This is a genomic window from Streptomyces sp. NPDC017993 (assembly GCF_044328065.1).
In the GTDB taxonomy this organism is placed as follows: Bacteria; Actinomycetota; Actinomycetes; order Streptomycetales; family Streptomycetaceae; genus Streptomyces.
In genome coordinates this window covers 19213-36079 of sequence record NZ_JBIRGO010000038.1, presented here as the reverse complement: position 1 = coordinate 36079, position 16867 = coordinate 19213, and the positions used below count along the sequence as shown (strand labels likewise).

The window sequence follows — 16867 nt, the reverse complement described above, 5'->3', positions numbered from 1 at the left end:
CCGCTACGAGAAACGCGCCTACGTCTACCTCGGAACCGTCACGGTCGCGACCCTCATAATCTGGCTCCGAACATGATCCGAGAAACAGTGCCTAGACCGAAACGCTGGTCAGCTCAGCGAGGACGCTGTCGGGGATCTCAGTCCTGTCGGTCACGTCGCATCATTCACGCGCAGGACGATACGCGGCGGCCGGAGCCCCGGAACGAGGTTCCCGGCATGCCGTGCGGAGCCTCGGACTGATCCACCCGACCATGCTGGGCCATGCCCGGTGCGGGGCAGCCACAGGCATCCCGATGACGCTGGCACCCTCGATCGAGCCCTGTCTGCCGAAGCTACACCTCGACCTCGAAGACCCCACGCCCGTACTCGCCATGGCCGGCCGGTCACATCCCACGGCCGAAGGCCGGCTCCATCTGTACGGGCGCATCCACCTACTCGCCGACGCAGCGCTGAGCGCAGACCCCGTCATACGCAAGGGCAGCCACCCGACTACCGAGGAGCCTGTGAACACGAGGCCATCGCCACTATGACAAGCAGCTGCCACACCTGTGATTGGCGACGTGTGCCACCCGGCGCTGTCCGCCACGTGGTGCCTCGGTATTGCTCCAGACCGTCCGGCTGCACGCGTGGGTGCAGCCGGAGACGAAGTCCCGACCGCCGAGCGCCCTCGACGCTCGTTCTCGGTTTCGTGCGGAGGCCCCAAGGCGGCATCCAGCATTCGCGGTAGCCGACGAACCAGACGATCGGACTGTTGGGGATAGTGACAGGGCGGAGGAAGATGACGCGCGTAGATACCTCGTTCGCGAATCCTCCTGGCGGGCGGGGGCTGTGCTCATTGGTTGGAGACAGCACCCGCTCGGCGATTGCCGGCAGGCCCTGGGGCCTGCCCCTGCCCGAGTCGTGCCCGCGGCCCGCCTGCGGGTCGCCACTGACCGGCGAAGACGTTCCACAACGAAATGTGACCACTATGAAGCTCCCTGCCCTGACCGCCCTTGCCGTGGCCACCACCGGCGTCCTCATGCTGACAAGCTGCACGGAGCATGGGCCCGCTCGCCCCAATCGCCCGGCGGGCGACCAGAACAAGAAGGTCTCAAGCACCTCATACGAAGTGGGAGGACCTGCCTCGCAGCTGAGCGTGGATACGACGGCCGGCGACGTCCACGTCACCGCCTCGGACCGATCCGGCATCAAGGTGACCGAGAAGATCACCTATACCGGCGACAAGCCCAGGACGTCCCACACATCGCATGACGGCAAGGTGGCACTTCGGGACAGTGACTGCCGGTCGGGTACTTGTTCGGTGAGCTACCGCATTGAGGCCCCGAGCCGCTTGGCCTCCAGGATTGCGAGCGGAGGCGGCGACATCACCGGAACAGCCTTGGCCGGCAGCACAGTTGCCAAGACGAATGGCGGCGAGGTGCGCCTTGGGTTCGCCCACGCCCCGGCTGACATCGATGCTTTCAGCGGCGGCGGCGATGTACGCCTTGAGCTTCCTGCCGGTAAGTACGCGGTGACGGCCCGGACCAATGGCGGGGACCGCAAGGTCGACGTGACGACAGATGCCGGCTCGGCACACAAGGTCAGGGCGCGGAGCAATGGTGGCGACGTGACGATCAAGCAAACCTGAGGTAAGGCGAGACGCCGCACCGTCCTCACTGACTGCCCGACACCCAAGCCCGGCACGCAATGCCACCACCATGAACGGAACACATTCGGTCTCGGGCTGGGTGCGCGAGGCGGTTGGACGACTAGGGTCAGCGGTTCCTGTTGGTACAGTCCGACGGATTTTGTATCTGTATCTGTTCATCGCAACGAACGTGGGCGGAGGACAGTCTCCTAGCCTGAGATGGTGATCCGTGACGTGCCGATGAGCCCCCGCACAAGCTTGAGCCGTGTCCTCGAAGATTTCGGTCCCAGTCTTCTCGATCTCGCATACGGGAGCCCCGAGCTGACCAATGAGGTCGGCGGTGTCGTTATCCATGACCCCGGGGACGAGGTCAGCTACCCCTCTCACGGCATCGTGCTGGGAGTGGCTGTCTACGGAGTGAGGGACACCGGCCGCCTTCTGTACCAGCTGGGCGAGCACGGGGCGGCCGCACTGGTGGTGCGTGGGCCGCTCGAGCGGGACGAGTCCCTGGCCGAGGCGTCGGCCGCCTCGGGCGTGGCGCTGATCGCCTTGGCGCAGGGAGCTTCGTGGTCTCAGCTGACGGCGCTGCTGCGGACGCATCTCACCGAGGGGGATGTGGGCGATGCCGGTGGGGAGTCTTTGGGAGGGGTGCCGTCGGGGGACCTGTTCGCGCTGGCCAACGCTGTCGCGACGCTGTTGAACGCGCCGATCACGATCGAGGATCACCGCTCCCGGATCCTGGCGTTCTCGGGGCGCCAGGACGAGGCGGACCAGTCGCGTGTCGCCACGATTCTCGCGCGTCAGGTGCCGGACGGGTACTTGCGCATTCTGGAGAGCCGAGGGGTCTTCAGCGAGCTGTACCGCAGTGATCGCCCCGTGCTGATCGCTCCGGCCACGATCGAGGAAGGGGAAACCGCCCTACCGCGAGTGGCCATCGCGGTGCGTGCCGGCGACGAATTCTTGGGCTCGGTGTGGGCGGCGATAGGCGACCCGCTGACGCCCGATCGCGAGCAGGCGTTCCAGGACGCGGCCAAGCTCGTCGCGCTGCACCTACTGCGGCACCGAGCAGGCGCCGATGCGCAGAACCGCCTCCGCGCAGACCTGGTCAGTACCGTCCTGGAGGGCGGGATGGGCGCGGCCGGTGCCCTGGACCGGCTGGGGCTCGTCCATGAGCCCACGGTGGTCTTGGCCATGGGACTGGCGGGGCAGAACGGTGATCACGCGCACGTCACGGCGGAGCGGCAGCGGCTGACGAGTGCCCTCGGTATCCATCTCAATGCGGTGCAGCCTCGTTCGGCGCTGGCGCTGCTGGGCGATGTGGCCTATGCCATCGTGCCGGTGCAGTCGGATGTGACGATCGGGCGTGAGCGCGCCGTGCAGATCGCGGCCAACTTCATGGAGCGTGCCGGGCAGCGCGCACAGGCGGTCATCGGGATCGGGTCGGTCGCAACGGAGCCGTTGGCGCTGGCTGCCTCGCGAGCCAGCGCGGACCGGGCCCTGCGGGTGCTATTGAACAGCCCGACCAGCAGGCGGGTCGCCGCGATCGGCGATGTCTACATCGATGCGCTCTTGCTGGAGCTGCGGGACCTGGCGGCCACGCACGGCGACGAGCTGCTGAGCCCGGTCGCCCGGTTGGTGGCCTACGACACCAAACATCAGTCCCACCTGGTGGAGACGCTGCGCGCGTGGCTGGACGCCTTCGGTGACGTCATCGCCGCGTCGGCGAGCGTGTTCGTCCACCCCAACACCTTTCGCTACCGCATCCGGCGGGTCGCCGAGGTGGCCGAGATAGATCTGCAGGATCCGTCCCTCCGCTTCGCTCTCATGCTCCAACTGCGGCTAATGCCCCCTGCCAAGCCTCCGGTGAAGGAGCAGGGCAGGAGCGGAAGCTGAGGGAATCGGTATCCCCTTGCTGGGTATCCCTGGTAAGGCAACCCAACAAAGGGTCGGCCGCCTCTCACTGGAGGCGTCCGCTGTCCCGTTGCCCTGTGGGGCCAGTAGGCAGCGGACCTCGGTGAAGCCCCGTCACGGACCTGTCAAAACCTGACGCCGGGGGGCACGGCCAGGTGCGGCGTTGCCTGGTGGAACGCGTTGGCGCGCTCGATGGTGCGCACCCAATCGTAGAAGAGTTCCTTGGTGGAGAGGGTTTCGATGCCCTCCTCGGCCAAGCGGCGCAGTCCAGCCTGGTGCGCGTGGCGCGGTGAGAAGGTCGCGTCGTTCACGACCACGACGCGTTTGCCCGCTTCGTGGAGCCGGAGGGCGGAGTGGGCGACACAGATGTCGGTCTCCAGCCCGGTCAGAACCATGGTGCCGCGCTCGGTGGCCTCAATCCTCGCAGCGATGTCCGGGTTGTCCCACACGGAGAAAGCGTTCTTCGGGAAGGTGAGGGCATCTTCCGGAAGGGCGGCGCGGATGATGTCCTCGGTGTGGTCGTTGCAGTCGGGCTCCTCCTCGGTCACCACGACCGGCACCTTGAGCTCTGCGGCGGCTGCGGCGATCCAGGCGATGCGCTGCACCGCCTCGTTGAGCAGGAGACGGTCCACGTCCAGCCGCTTCGGCGGATAAAAGTTGGTCTGCACGTCGATGACCACCAGGGCGCAGTCGTCGACATCGAGCAAGGGCATGTTCGTCTCCCCCAAGGGGCCCGAGAGGCGGTCATTCACAGAAGCGCCGGCGAGCGCCAGACGTCATCAGCGGCGTCGGCCGGTGACGCAACCCTAGGCGCGCCAGGCGGGCGGGGACTCGTCGCGCGCTACGAGCTGCGGCGGACGACTTCGTCCCGGACTCCCATCCGGCGGGCCGGTCCGTGGCGCAGCATGCGCACAAGCGCCCTGTGATCCCCCTCCGCAGGGAAGAGAGCAAGCATCCGCCGAATACCCCTGTAGGTACTCGCTCGTCCTCGGACCTACCTCGCCATTCGACCAGTAACAGGGAGTTGTATGCCGTCATCGAATTCGCCCGACATGTCGTCGCAGGGGCGGGGCTTCGCATCCGTGGACCAGGTCGACCGGGCGATCCTCAAGGAACTGGCGGACAACAGCCGGATCTCGGTACGGGCCCTTGCCGAGCGGGTGCACATCTCGCGGGGCAGCGCCTACGCCCGAATCGAGCGGATGCGGTCCGAGCAGACGATCCGCGGCTTCACTGCCCGCATAAATCCGGTTGGTCTTGGGCTGGGCACGACCGCGTACGTCGCGCTGACGATCGAGCAGCCCGCCTGGCGCACGCTGTGCAAGCGGCTGCGTGAGGTGTCCTATGTCGAGCACTTCGCGCTGGTCGGGGCTGACCACGACGTGCTGGTACTGGTGCGTGCCCCGGACACCACGGTGCTGCGAGACGTCGTTCTCGGCGAGATTCAGCAGCTGCCGGGGGTGCGCGGTACACGCACTTGGCTGGTGTTCGAGGAGAGCGAGGGGCCAGGAGCCTTCGCGGAGCCGGCGTCGCAGACCGGGCGGAACCACCCTTAGCGGGCTTCGTCGGGCTGCACGAATGCAGGCGTCCCCTTTCGTCCTCGCAGCCATGAGGGACGCAGGGATACAGCCATAGTGTTGCGTTCTCGCCGCTTCCCCTTCGTCTCAAGGATGGCTCCGTGTCCCCACACGTCGATATCGGCCGCTGGAACCGGCGTCTCGCGGCGCTGGCGTCCGAGTTCGAGGTTCCAGGTGCGTCCCTGGCCATCTCGTACCAGGACGGTGCGACGTTCTCGTGCACCACCGGAGTGCTCAACCGGTCCACCGGCGCGCCGGTGACGGCGGACTCGCTGTTCCAGATCGGGTCCATCACCAAGGTGTGGACCACCACGCAACTCATGCTGCTGGTCGAGCAGGGCCGGCTCGCACTCGACACCCCAGTGGTGAGCGTGCTGCCCGAGTTCCGGGTGTGGGACGCGCAGGCGACGCGCGCCGTCACCGTCCGGCATCTGCTCACACACAGCTCGGGCATCGACGGTGACCTGTTCACGGACACCGGACGCGGCGACGACTGTCTGCAAAAATACGTGGGCGCCTGCGCCGGGCTCGGACAGCTCTTCGCGCCGGGAGACGGGCAGTCGTACTGCAATGCCGGGTTCGTCATCGCCGGGCGGATCGTCGAGCACATGACCGGCCTGAGCTGGGACGAGGCGCTTCGGAAGCAGATCATCGAGCCGCTGGGGCTGACGCACACGTGCACCCTGCCCGAGGAGGCGCTGCGCTTCGCGACGGCCCTGGGCCACGGTGACGACGGCGCACCGGTCGGCGTGTGGGGGCTGCCTCGGGCCATCGGGCCAGCCGGCCTGGTGTGTGCACGGGCCTCGGACGTGGTGGCGTTCGGGCGGGCTCATCTGACCCCCGGGGCGCTGCTCGCCGACCCGCAGGCTCTGCGCACGGCGCAGGTGGACGTGCCGAACCCGCACGTCGATGCCCAGCAGTGGGGGCTTGGGTGGGGGCTGACCACGTGGGACGGGCAGCAGGTTGCCTTTCACGGCGGTGACACCATCGGGCAGCACGCGATGCTGTGGGTCCTGCCCTCCACTGGCACTGTGGTCGCGCTTTTGACCAACGGCGGTCGCACCTTCAACTTCCAGCACGCCCTGGCCGGCGAGCTGTTCAAGGAACTGGCCCACGTCACGGCGCCCTCCCCCCTGGCCCCGCCGGGCCGGCCCGCATCGGTGGATCCGGCACGTTTCGCCGGTGTGTACGAGCGGGCCGGCAGCCGTATCACCGCGACGGTCGTCGAGGACGCCTTGCGGCTGCGGACCGAGCCGACCGGGGCGCTCGAAGGGCTCGCGCCGTCACGCGAGTTCACGCTGACCGCTGTCGACGACCACACCTTCCTCGGCCGCCATGACGATGCGTCCCTGTGGGACTCCGTGGTCTTCGAGACGAAACCGGACGGCACGTCCTATCTGCACTACAGCGGCCGGGCCACGCCCAGGGTGCGCTGAACCCCCATCCCCTCAGGAGCAACATGCCCGCCCCCTCCCGCACTCGGTCCACTCCGCCGACTGGCATCTTTGACTCGCTCTTCCACGCTGCCGGAGCCGACGGCTATGTCCACGCACGCGACGTGGACAGCAAACCAGACGTCTCCTATCGGGCCGATGCTCCCGTGATCCTGGCCTCCGTACGCAAGATCGCGATCGCGCTGGAGTACGCCCGACAAGCGGCCGCGGGAATCCTCGACCGTTCCGGTCGGCACACCGTCGCCGTGACGCAGAAGGAGGGCGGCGGGATCGGCACCGACGGGTGCCTGGACGATGTCGTGCTGGCCACCCGAGACCTGGCGTACTTCATGATGTCGATGAGCGATAACGCCGCCACCGACAAGCTCCTCTCCCTCGTCGGCGCTGACCAGGTGCGGGCGACGCTGTCCGAGCTGGGCTGTACCGGCTTCCCCGTCGGCACAGGCCGTCAGCTGTACGGCCACGAATGGGACGAGCTGGGTATCGACCCTCAGGGCGATATCGATGCCCAGCTCTGCCGTGTCACCGACGATCGGATCCGCGCGCTCTCGGTACTCGACCCGCACAGGGCCCAGGCGGGCACGCCCCGGGAAGTCACGGGCCTGCTTGCGGCGATCTGGCGAGACGAGGCCGGGCCGACCGAAGCGTGCGCCGAGGTACGGGATCTCATGGGCCGCCAGCTCTCCACGCACCGGCTCGTCGCCGGCTTCGAGGACGGCATCAAGGTCGCAGCGAAGTCCGGCTTCCTGTGGAACGTCCGCAACGAGGCGGGGGTCGTCGAGTACCCCGACGGCAAGCGCTACGCCGTCGCCGTCTTCCTGCGCACCCACTCCCTGGCCACGCGCCAGCCAAAGGCGGACGCCGTGATCGGGCGCGCCGCGCGCACTGCCGTCGAGTTCCTCCGCCGTTGATGCCTGCCCGCGCAAGGAGATCTGCATGACCACCAACCAGAGCACCGGCACCGGCCCAGCCTTGGCACAGGCCCTGTCCTCGACCTTCGACGAGGTCCAGGCGGAGGGCTTCCTGCACGCCCGTGATCTCGACACGGCGGCGGAGGTGTCGTACCGCGCCAATGAGCGGGTAGTCCTGGCGTCCCTCTTCAAAATCCCGATCCTGCTGGAGTACGCCCGCCAAGCGGCCACCGGGTGTCTGGACCGACAGGCGCGGCACACCGTCACCGCCCCCTACCGCCAGGGCGGGTCCGGCAGCGACGGATGCCGGTACGACATCGAGCTGAGCACCCGCGACCTCGCCTACTTGATGATGTCCATCAGCGACAACGCAGCCACCGACCGGCTGCTCGACATCGTCGGGCTGTCCAACGTCCGCGCGATGCTCGATGGCTTGGGCTGCCCCGGCTTCGGGGTGTCCGGCTGCCGGGAGCTGGACGTGCCGGTGCGCCGCGAGCTGGACATGCCGCCCGGCGCGGACTTCGACGCCTGCGTGGCCCAGGCCGACGAGGAGGCGATCCGGCGGCTCAGTGTGCGTGATCCCGCTCAGGTCCCCTCCAGCACCCCACGTGAGGTGACCGGGCTGCTGGCCGCGATCTGGCACGACCAGGCCGGCCCCGCCCAGGCGTGCGCGGAGGTACGCGCCGTCATGGGCCGGCAGGTGTGGCAGCACCGCCTCACCTCCGGGTTCGAGGACGGCGTGCGGATCGCGGGCAAGACCGGCACCGAGTTCGGCATCCGTAACGAGGCCGGCGTCATCGAGTACCCCAACGGCAAGCGCTACGCCGTCGCCGTCTTCCTGCGCACCCACTCCATGACCGAACGCCAGCCGAGGGCCGACGCAGCGATCGGACGCGCGGCTCGCATGGCCATCGACGCGCTGCGCGGCTGAAGCGCGCCCGCACAAGCCTCTCCCCGGCCGAGCACAGCCCCGGCCTCCCCCACCCCGTCGCGCCCCACGCATGTCCCCACGGCATCCGGCACGACGAGGCGACTCCCTTCCCCCTTGGAGCTCTCGATGACACGAGCCAGCGCACGAGCGCGCGTCATGGCCTGGTGTACGGCGGTGTCGCTGCTGGCCGCCGGATGCGGCGCCGCCCAGCAGGCCGGTGCGGCCGGCGGCGACACCTTCAGCTTCGCCATCAAAGGAGACCCCGGCCTGCTGGATCCCGCCCAGGTGCGCAACACGAATACCTACACAGCTCTGTCTCTGGCCTACGACACCCTCATCCACATCACACAGGACGGGAAAGTCGTCTCCGGCCTGGCCCGGAAGTGGCAGGTCAGGCCCTCTTCGGTCACGTTCACCCTGCGGCGCGACGTCACCTGCGCCGACGGCAGCCGTGTCACGCCCGGCACCATCGCCGAGAACGTCCGTCACCTGACCGACCCGGCCACCAAGTCCCCGACCCTCGGAGTCACCGTCCCCGAAGGGTTGACGGCGAAGGCCGATACGCCGACGAACCGGGTGACCTTGTCCACGCCGAAGCCGTTCGGCTTCATCCTGGAGAGCACCCGGTTCCTGTTCATGGTGTGCGGCAAGGGGCTCAAGGATCGGTCCGTGCTCGCGCACGCCACGTCCGGCTCAGGGCCCTTCGAACTCTCCTCGGCGAAGCCCAACCAGCGCTACACCTTCATCCGGCGCAAGCACTACGCGTGGGGTCCGAAGGGTGCGGGCAACAACGACCCGCGGATGCCGGGCAAGTTCGACCTCAAGGTGGTGCCGAGCGAGCAGACCGCGGCCAACATGATGATCTCCAACCAACTCAACGGCGTGATGCTCAACGGTCCCGACCGCTCCCGTATGCAGAAGATCCCTGGGGTGACGACCACCGAGCAGTCCATCGGCCCCTCGGAGTTCTTCTTCCACCAGGGCCAAGAGCATCCCGGACAGGATCCGGCGTTGCGCCGAGCGCTGCTGCAGGCCGTCGACCTTCGGCAGCTGGGCGCCATCGCCTCCAGCGGCACCGGCCGCAAGGCCACCGGCCTCGTCCAGAGCCCGCGCCCGTGCCCCGGCGACACCGTCTCCGGCAACCTGCCCACGTTCCACCACGCGACAGCCGAAAAGGCACTGGACGACGCGGGGTGGCGACGCAGCGGCTCAGGCGTCCGCACCAAGGACGGCAAGCGCCTGAACATCCGCATGGTCTACGGCGCCTCGTCCGGTGAGGCCGCCACCGCGGCCGCTGAGTACCTGGCCAAGGCGTGGCAGGACGTAGGCGTCCAGGTCCAGCTGCGGGGCGTCGTCGATGCCGCGTACGCCGACGTCGAATCAGTGACCCAGGACTGGGACGTGATCTGGGAACCCCTCGGCGTCACGCTCCCCACCCAGCTGCTCGGCATGCTCTCCGGCCCGTTCACCCCCGACGGCAGCAACTTCGCACACCTGACGAACAAACGCTACGAGCAGCTGACCGCACAGGCCGGACGCCGACCGGGCGCAGCCGGCTGCACACGGTGGCGTGGCTCGGAGAGAGCCTTGCTGCGCAGCGGCGACGTGGTTCCCGTCGTCGACCGCACCGCCACCATCGCGGCCCGCAACTCCACCTTCCAGATGACGTCCGGCATGTTCGAGCCGACCTCGATCCGCATGACCGGAGGCCGACGATGACCACGTCCCCACCCCGCGACGACGCCTCGACACCGGTCGGCACGCAACAGGCCCCGCGCACCAGAACACTGACACCACGGTTCTTCGCCAGGCATCTGGTGCGCTTCGCGGTGTCGCTGACGGCCCTGCTCGTGGTGTCGTTCGCGATGATTCACCTCATCCCCGGGGACCCGTTGCGCAAGATGCTCGGCCCTACCGCGCCCAAGAGTCTCGTCGACCAGCGCCGCCATGAACTCGGGCTCGACGCCTCGATTCCCGTCCAGTTCTTCCACTACGTGCATGACGTCTTCAGCGGCGATCTCGGCACGTCCTTCATCTCCGCACAGCCCGTGTCGGACATCATCAAGGACGGCCTGCCCAATACGGTCGCGCTGGCCCTGTTGGCGACCGTCGTGGCCCTGCTCGTATCCATACCGCTGGGTGTGTGGGGCGCCATCCGGACCGAGAACGGCCGCAACCGGCGTACCGAGACCGCCTTCGGCGCCCTCACCGGCGCCGCGGTGGCCGTCCCCGAATACCTCTACGCCCTGGCGCTGGTCATTGTGTTCGCGCTGGGGCTGAGCTGGCTGCCGCCCGCAGGACTGACCGGCCCGAGTTCCTACATCCTGCCCGTCATCGCGCTGGCCGTCGGCCCGGCGGCGATGATCGCCCGGATCGCCCGGGTGGAGACCCTGCGCGAACTCGGCTCCGATTACATGCGCCTGGCCCGCGCCAAGCGCCTGCCGGCAGGCCGTCTCTACGTACGTCACCTGCTGCCCAACACCCTCACCGCCACCCTCACCATGGGTGGTCTCCTACTGAGCGGCCTGATCACCGGCAGTGTGCTGGTGGAGAATGTCTTCGCCTGGCCGGGTCTGGGCCTGCGCACCGTCGAAGCGATCACGCAGAAGGACTATCCCGTCGCGCAGGCAGTGATCCTCGTCTACGGCGCGATCGTGCTGGGCGTGAACTTCGTCGTCGACATCGCCCTCGGGGTCCTGGACCCGAAGTCCGCTCTGAGCGCCGGCAAGGAGAGCTGATGCGACGCCTGCTCAAAAACCCCTCCGCCCTCGTCGGCGGTCTCCTGGTCTGCGCACTGGTCGTGCTGGCTGTCATGGCGCCAGTCATCTGGAGTGACGCGGCAGCCCGGTTCGACCCCGGGGCGATCAACTCCGGATCCTCCGGCGCACATCTGCTGGGTACCGACTCCCTGGGCCGGGACCTACTGGCCCGCACCCTGGTAGCCACCCGGCTCTCGCTGGAACTGGCGGCGCTGGCCACTCTGATCGGTGCGCTCATCGGCATTGTGCTGGGCGTGCTGCCCACCGTGCTGCCGCGCAGGCCCAGCAGAATCGTCATCGGCGTGGTCGACGCCCTGGTCGCCTTCCCCTCGCTGCTGCTGGCGATGTTCACCGCGGTGATCGTCGGACTCGGCGCCCGCGGCGCGGTGCTCGGCATCGGGGTGGCGCTGGCCCCCACTTTCGCCCGCATCACCCACACGCTGGCGTCTTCCATCGCCCAGGCCGACTACATCGCGGCCGCCCGTATGCTGCGCGTCCCGCGCGTCCGCATCCTGACCCGGCATGTGCTTCCCAACATTGCCGAACCCCTCATCCTCAACCTGACCCAGGCACTGGGCGGCGCCCTGCTGGGCCTGTCCGCGATGTCCTTCCTCGGCCTGGGCGTGCAGCCACCTTCCTACGACTGGGGCCGCCTGCTGTTCGAAGCCTTCGGACACGTCTACATCACCCCCGTCGTCATCGTCGGCCCGGCCGTCGCCGTCACCCTCGCGGGCATCGGCTTCACCCTGCTCGGCGACGCGTTCGCCAAGGAAGCCGCCCGCACCACCACACATGCGGCAACCGGCGCCGTCAACGCACCCGAGCCTGCCCTGGTCACCAACGAGCCCGAGCCGGACGCCATCCTCGAAGTACGCAACCTGACCGTCACCTTCCCTGGGGACGTCCAGCCTGTCAGGGATCTCTCACTCACCGTCCGCGCCCGGGAGATCGTCGGCCTGCTGGGAGAATCCGGCAGCGGGAAAAGCATGACGGCCGCGGCCGTCGGCCAGATCATCCCCTACCCAGGGCACGTCGCCACCGCCCGCTACCGGCTGTGCGGCACGGACGTCGACGCCCTAAGCGCCCGCGACCGGCGCAAGCTGCTGGGCTCCTCGCTGGCCATGGTCTTCCAGGACCCCACCACCGCCCTCAACCCGGCACTGCGCATCGGCGGCCAGCTCGCCGAAGTAGCCACCGTGCACGCCGACGCCACCAAGGCCGACGCCCATCAGCGGGCGGTCGAGCGCCTGGGCCAGGTCCGGATCCGCGAACCCGAACGCACTGCCGCCCAGCACCCCCACGAGCTGTCCGGAGGCATGCGCCAGCGTGCCGTGATCGCCATGGGCCTCATGGGCACCCCTCAGCTGATCATCGCCGACGAGCCCACCACCGCCCTCGACGTGACCGTTCAGCGCGAGGTGCTGCGCCTGCTGAGGGAAGTCGTCGATGACAGCGGCGCCGGGGCCCTGTTCATCTCGCACGACATCGCCGTGGTCAGCGAACTCTGCGACCGCGTCGTCGTGATGTACGCGGGCCGGGTCGTCGAGGAGCTGTCCGTTCACCAGCTCGCCACGCAGGCCGCCCACCCCTACACCCGGGCGCTGATCGGCTCGCTGCCGGACATGGAAACCGACCGAACCCAACCCCTGGACACGATCCCCGGCCGGCAGCCGGCCCCTGCGGAGGTGCCGTCCGGGTGTGCCTTCGCGCAGCGGTGCTCCCTGGCCACCGACCGCTGCCGCGTACGCCCCACCCTGGTGGAGCTGGGCCAAGGGCACCACGTCGCCTGCTGGGAGGCACAGTGAAAATCCGCGAACTGACCGTGCGCTACGGCAAGTTCAACGCCGTCGACCACGTCAGCCTGAACGTGCCACCCGGCTCTGCGGTCGGCCTGGTCGGAGAGTCCGGCTCGGGCAAGTCCACCCTCGCCCGAGCCGTCGCCGGCCTGGTCCCCAGCCGCGGCACCATCACCGGCATCGACAGGTCCAAGGTCCAAATGGTCTTCCAGGACCCGTACTCGTCGCTCAACCCCCGTATGAGCGTGGGCCTGTCCATCGCCGAGGGCCTCGGTCCTCGCATGCGACGCACGGCACGGCGCACGGAAGTCGAGCGACTGCTGGATCTCGTGGCGCTGCCCGCTGCGGCCGCGGACAAGTACCCCAGGGAGCTCTCCGGCGGACAGCGTCAACGTGTCGCGGTGGCCCGCGCCCTGGCCGCGCAACCCGACCTGCTCATCGCGGACGAGATCACCTCCGCGCTGGACGTCTCGGTCCAGGGCGCCGTCTTGAACCTGATCCGCGAACTCCGCACCGAACTGGGCCTGTCCATGCTGTTCATCTCCCACAACCTCGCCGTCGTGCGCTACGTCACCGACACCGTCGCGGTCATGCGCGCCGGCCGCCTGGTGGAGGCGGGGACCGTCGACGAGGTCATCGGTGCCCCCCAGCACCCCTACACCCGTTCACTCCTGGACGCCGTACCGCGGCTCATCCACAGCTGACCCGGCTGCTGCTTACCGTGCGCCCCGCCAACGGTGGGGCGCACGGTTTTTCAGGGACCGTGCCAACGCGGTCGAAGGCCAATCCCCGCAAACGGCCAGTGGCCCCCGCCCCGGTCCGTGAAGGAACGCCGGGCGGGGGCCACTGTGGCACTCGGGCAGAGCACTGCCAGAGCCCTGTTAGAGCTGGATCCATTCACTGGACATGGTCACACCTTCCAGGATCTCGCCCACCGGCTCGACGCCCAGCCCCGGACCGGTGGGGACATCCAGGTGACCGTCGGCGAGTTCGAAGGGCTCGGTGACGTCGGTGGCGAAGTACCGGCTGGAGCCGGAGGTGTCGCCAGGCAGGGTGAAACCGGGCAGTGCGGCCAGCGCGACATTGGCGGCCCGCCCGATGCCGGTCTCCAGCATTCCGCCGCACCACACCGGCACTCCGTGCGCGACACAGACGTCGTGAATGGCCTTGGCCTCCAGGTAGCCGCCGACCCTGCCTGGCTTGACGTTGATGATCGACGTGGCGCCCAGCGTGATGGCCGCCGCGGCGTCCTCCGCCGACTCGATGGACTCGTCCAGGCATACCGGCGTCCGCAGCTGCTTGGCGAGCGCGGCGTGCTGGACCAGGTCGTCATCGGCCAGCGGCTGTTCGATCAGCAGCAGGTCGAAGGCGTCGAGCTTGGCCAGCTGACGGGCGTCGGCCAAGGTATAGGCGGCGTTGGCGTCCACCTGGAGGAGCAGGTCGTCGCCGAACCGCTCCCGCACCGCGCGCACCGGTGCCACGTCCCAGCCCGGCTCGATCTTGAGCTTGATCCGGACATAGCCCTCCTCGACGAACCCGCCCACGGCATCGAGGAGCTCGGGAACCGAGTTCATGATGCCGACCGACACACCGCACGGCACCCGCTCGCGATCGGCCCCCAGATAGGTGGCGAAGGACTGGCCCGTGGCGCGCAACTGGGCGTCGAGCACAGCGGTCTCCAGGGCCGCCTTGGCCATCTTGTGGCCCTTGAAGGGCTTCATGGCACGCTTGACGGCGTGTGCGTCCGCCTGCTCGGGCAGTGCGGGAATGAGGAAGCGGCGCAGGACATCGGCCGCACCATCGACATACTCGGAGCAGTAGCGCGGCTCGGACATCGCCACGCATTCGCCCCAGCCCTCGCCGTCGGGGGTGACCACACGCACCAGCAGGACGTCGCGGGCCGTCTCGACGCCGAAGGAGGTGCGAAAGGGCGCCCGCAGGGGCATCGCGATCCGCCGCAGTTCAATTCCGGTGATCTTCATGTTTCGGTTGGCTCCAGGAGAGTCGGGTCAGGTGGCGGTGTCACGCGTGACGACGTAGCAGGACCGGTTGTGGAAGCCGGTGACACGAGCGCCGTCAGCCAGCAGCCCACCCAGCACCTCGCGCATCGCCAGGCGCCATGCCCTGGCCGCACCCGGATCGCTGTTCCGCAACGCCTCGATGTCGACAGGCACTTCCACCAGAAGGGTGGGGGCATCACTGTGGCTGACGGCCGGCAGGCCGCCCCGTACGGACAGCACGGTGGCGGCGTCGGCGGGGACCGGCACGGGGGCAGGCCCCGATGCCGCGGCAGCTACGGCGTCGGGGTGGGACAACTGCCAGGCGACAAGAGCCCGGTCGGTGTCGTCGCCACCGTTGATCGCGTCGTCCATCGCACCGTAGAAGCTGGCCAGGTACTCCACCGGCCGGCCGCCGAGCTTGGTCAGGTTGAAGTGCGCATTGCGTCGCACCAGCGGATCGTAAGTCCAGGTGATGCGCTGCAATCCGCGGTCCAGGGCCCACTCGCGCTGATGCAGTTTGAGGGCGAATCCGGCCCGGTGGCCGGGCAGTGCGCCGGTGACGTGCGAATGCAGGGCCGATCCCGCCGGGGCCGCGAAGAAGGCGACGGACGCGCCGACCAACTGTCCGTTGTGGAAGGCTCCGGCCACGTAGTTGCCGGCGTGTGAGAGTGCCCGCATGTGCTCGACGCCCATGGGGGCGCTTCCCCAGATCTTCCCGAAGAGGGCGTTGGCGTCCTCCACGTCGGGCAGGTCGTGAAGCTCGCGGATGACAAGGTCCCTCACAGGGTGAACTCCTTCACGAGGGCGGCGAGAAGTTGTGTGCGGGGCACCATTTCGGCGACGAGGACGTGTTCATGGTCGGCATGGGCGCCGCCCCCCACCGCGCCGAGCCCGTCCAAGGTGGGGCAGCCGAGCCCGGCGGTGAAGTTACCGTCGGACGCGCCGCCGACCGCGGCCGAAGACAGCTCCACGCCGTGCTGCCCGGCGAGGGCACCGGCGCGCTCGAAGAGCGCGGCCGAGGAGGATTCCTCCAGAGGCGGCCGGTTGGGCCCTCCGCGCACTTCCACGCGCGCGCCGGGAACCGTCACGCCCAGAGCGCGTATCGCTATGTCCACCCACTCCTGCGCCTGCACGGTCGGAACCCGGACGTCCACGCTCACGGTGGCCGTCGCCGGCACCGTGTTGGTGGCCGAACCGGCCCTGACCACCGTGGGAACCACCGTGGTCTTCCAGCCGTCACGCGCCCCGGCATTGGCCCGGTCGGCGAGCGCATCCAGGGCGAGGGTCAACTGGGCCGCTCCAACCGCCGCATTGACACCCTTGTCGGGCTCAAGACCGGAATGAGCGGCCTTGCCGTGCACGACCAGCTCGTAGGAGGAGACGCCCTTGCGCGCGGTCTTCAACGCCCCGCCGTCCGCCGACGCCTCCAGCACGAAGGTAGCCGCACACTGCCGTGCCGCCTCTTCGATCAGGGCACGCGAGGTGCCCGAGCCCACTTCCTCATCTCCAGTGACCAGGACGCAGACGCCCTCCAGCGAGGGCAGTGCGGCAAGGGCGTGGAAGATCTGCACCAATCCCGCCTTCATGTCGAAGACGCCGGGGCCGCGCGCGACGCCGTCCGTCACCGACCAGGGATGGGTGGCCAGCGAGCCGGTCGGCCACACCGTGTCGTGGTGTCCGAGCAGCAGCACCCGGGGCGTGCCGAACGTCCAGCGCAGATGCGTGACGCCCTCGATCACGATGCGTTCGGGCTCGACTCCCAGAAGGCGCCTGCCCTGGGCGGCGACGATGTCCGCGCTGCGCGCGACGGCCCGCAGGTCGGACGAGTACGACTCGCACGTCACCAGCTCTTCAAGGTCCGTAAGCATGGCAGCGAGCTCGTCCGCAGCCTGCCCGGCTGT

The 16867-nt window shown here is 68.8% G+C and carries 14 protein-coding genes; 10 read left to right on the top strand and 4 right to left on the bottom strand.

Features of this window, described 5'->3' with window-relative positions; translation table 11 throughout:
• Window positions 1-967: 967 nt before the first annotated feature.
• Together ACH4FH_RS37375 and ACH4FH_RS37370 are read left to right on the top strand one after the other, a co-directional pair.
• Window positions 968-1627: a DUF4097 family beta strand repeat-containing protein gene (locus tag ACH4FH_RS37375; protein ID WP_398560439.1), complete on the top strand. Its 660-nt coding sequence runs from the start codon at window positions 968-970 to the stop codon at window positions 1625-1627.
• 219 nt (window positions 1628-1846) lie between these two features.
• Entirely contained in the window at window positions 1847-3520 is a 1674-nt protein-coding gene (locus tag ACH4FH_RS37370; protein ID WP_398560438.1) for a PucR family transcriptional regulator, read from the top strand.
• Between the two features lie 143 nt (window positions 3521-3663).
• On the opposite strand, the gene ACH4FH_RS37365 is transcribed toward ACH4FH_RS37370, so the two are convergent.
• Window positions 3664-4251: an isochorismatase family protein gene (locus tag ACH4FH_RS37365; RefSeq protein WP_398560437.1), complete on the bottom strand. Its 588-nt coding sequence runs from the start codon at window positions 4249-4251 to the stop codon at window positions 3664-3666.
• A 315-nt stretch (window positions 4252-4566) separates the two neighbouring features.
• Here ACH4FH_RS37365 and ACH4FH_RS37360 point away from each other — a divergent pair, with 315 nt between their 5' ends.
• The 8 genes from ACH4FH_RS37360 (at window position 4567) to ACH4FH_RS37325 (ending at window position 13670) form a co-directional block, all read left to right on the top strand.
• Window positions 4567-5094 carry an Lrp/AsnC family transcriptional regulator gene (locus ACH4FH_RS37360; RefSeq protein ID WP_398560436.1) on the top strand — a complete coding sequence of 176 codons (528 nt, stop codon included), beginning with the start codon at window positions 4567-4569 and terminating at the stop codon, window positions 5092-5094.
• A gap of 122 nt (window positions 5095-5216) precedes the next feature.
• Window positions 5217-6551 (top strand): serine hydrolase domain-containing protein, encoded by a 1335-nt coding sequence (locus tag ACH4FH_RS37355; RefSeq protein ID WP_398560435.1) that lies wholly within the window; start codon window positions 5217-5219, stop codon window positions 6549-6551.
• A gap of 23 nt (window positions 6552-6574) precedes the next feature.
• A complete protein-coding gene (locus ACH4FH_RS37350; protein WP_398560434.1) occupies window positions 6575-7480 on the top strand; it encodes a serine hydrolase in 906 nt (301 codons plus the stop codon).
• A gap of 25 nt (window positions 7481-7505) precedes the next feature.
• On the top strand, window positions 7506-8411 hold the full coding sequence (locus ACH4FH_RS37345; protein WP_398560433.1) for a serine hydrolase: 906 nt from the start codon (window positions 7506-7508) through the stop codon (window positions 8409-8411).
• A 126-nt stretch (window positions 8412-8537) separates the two neighbouring features.
• Window positions 8538-10130, top strand: coding sequence for an ABC transporter substrate-binding protein (locus ACH4FH_RS37340; protein ID WP_398560432.1), 1593 nt, complete (start codon window positions 8538-8540; stop codon window positions 10128-10130).
• Window positions 10127-11149 (top strand): ABC transporter permease, encoded by a 1023-nt coding sequence (locus ACH4FH_RS37335; RefSeq protein WP_398560431.1) that lies wholly within the window; start codon window positions 10127-10129, stop codon window positions 11147-11149. The genes ACH4FH_RS37340 and ACH4FH_RS37335 overlap by 4 nt, the downstream gene beginning before the upstream one ends.
• Window positions 11149-12975 carry a dipeptide/oligopeptide/nickel ABC transporter permease/ATP-binding protein gene (locus ACH4FH_RS37330; RefSeq protein ID WP_398560430.1) on the top strand — a complete coding sequence of 609 codons (1827 nt, stop codon included), beginning with the start codon at window positions 11149-11151 and terminating at the stop codon, window positions 12973-12975. The genes ACH4FH_RS37335 and ACH4FH_RS37330 overlap by 1 nt, the downstream gene beginning before the upstream one ends.
• Entirely contained in the window at window positions 12972-13670 is a 699-nt protein-coding gene (locus ACH4FH_RS37325; protein ID WP_398560429.1) for an ABC transporter ATP-binding protein, read from the top strand. Before ACH4FH_RS37330 ends, ACH4FH_RS37325 begins: the two co-directional genes overlap by 4 nt.
• 177 nt (window positions 13671-13847) lie before the next feature.
• Here the strand turns inward: ACH4FH_RS37325 and menC are convergent, their stop codons facing one another.
• The 3 genes from menC to ACH4FH_RS37310 are packed head-to-tail and all read right to left on the bottom strand — an operon-like array spanning window position 13848 to window position 16834.
• Window positions 13848-14948 (bottom strand): o-succinylbenzoate synthase, encoded by a 1101-nt coding sequence (gene menC, locus ACH4FH_RS37320; protein WP_398560428.1) that lies wholly within the window; start codon window positions 14946-14948, stop codon window positions 13848-13850.
• A 27-nt stretch (window positions 14949-14975) separates the two neighbouring features.
• Window positions 14976-15749 carry a GNAT family N-acetyltransferase gene (locus tag ACH4FH_RS37315; protein WP_398560427.1) on the bottom strand — a complete coding sequence of 258 codons (774 nt, stop codon included), beginning with the start codon at window positions 15747-15749 and terminating at the stop codon, window positions 14976-14978.
• Window positions 15746-16834 (bottom strand): M20 family metallopeptidase, encoded by a 1089-nt coding sequence (locus tag ACH4FH_RS37310; protein WP_398560426.1) that lies wholly within the window; start codon window positions 16832-16834, stop codon window positions 15746-15748. The genes ACH4FH_RS37315 and ACH4FH_RS37310 overlap by 4 nt, the downstream gene beginning before the upstream one ends.
• Between the last annotated feature and the right edge of the window lie 33 nt (window positions 16835-16867).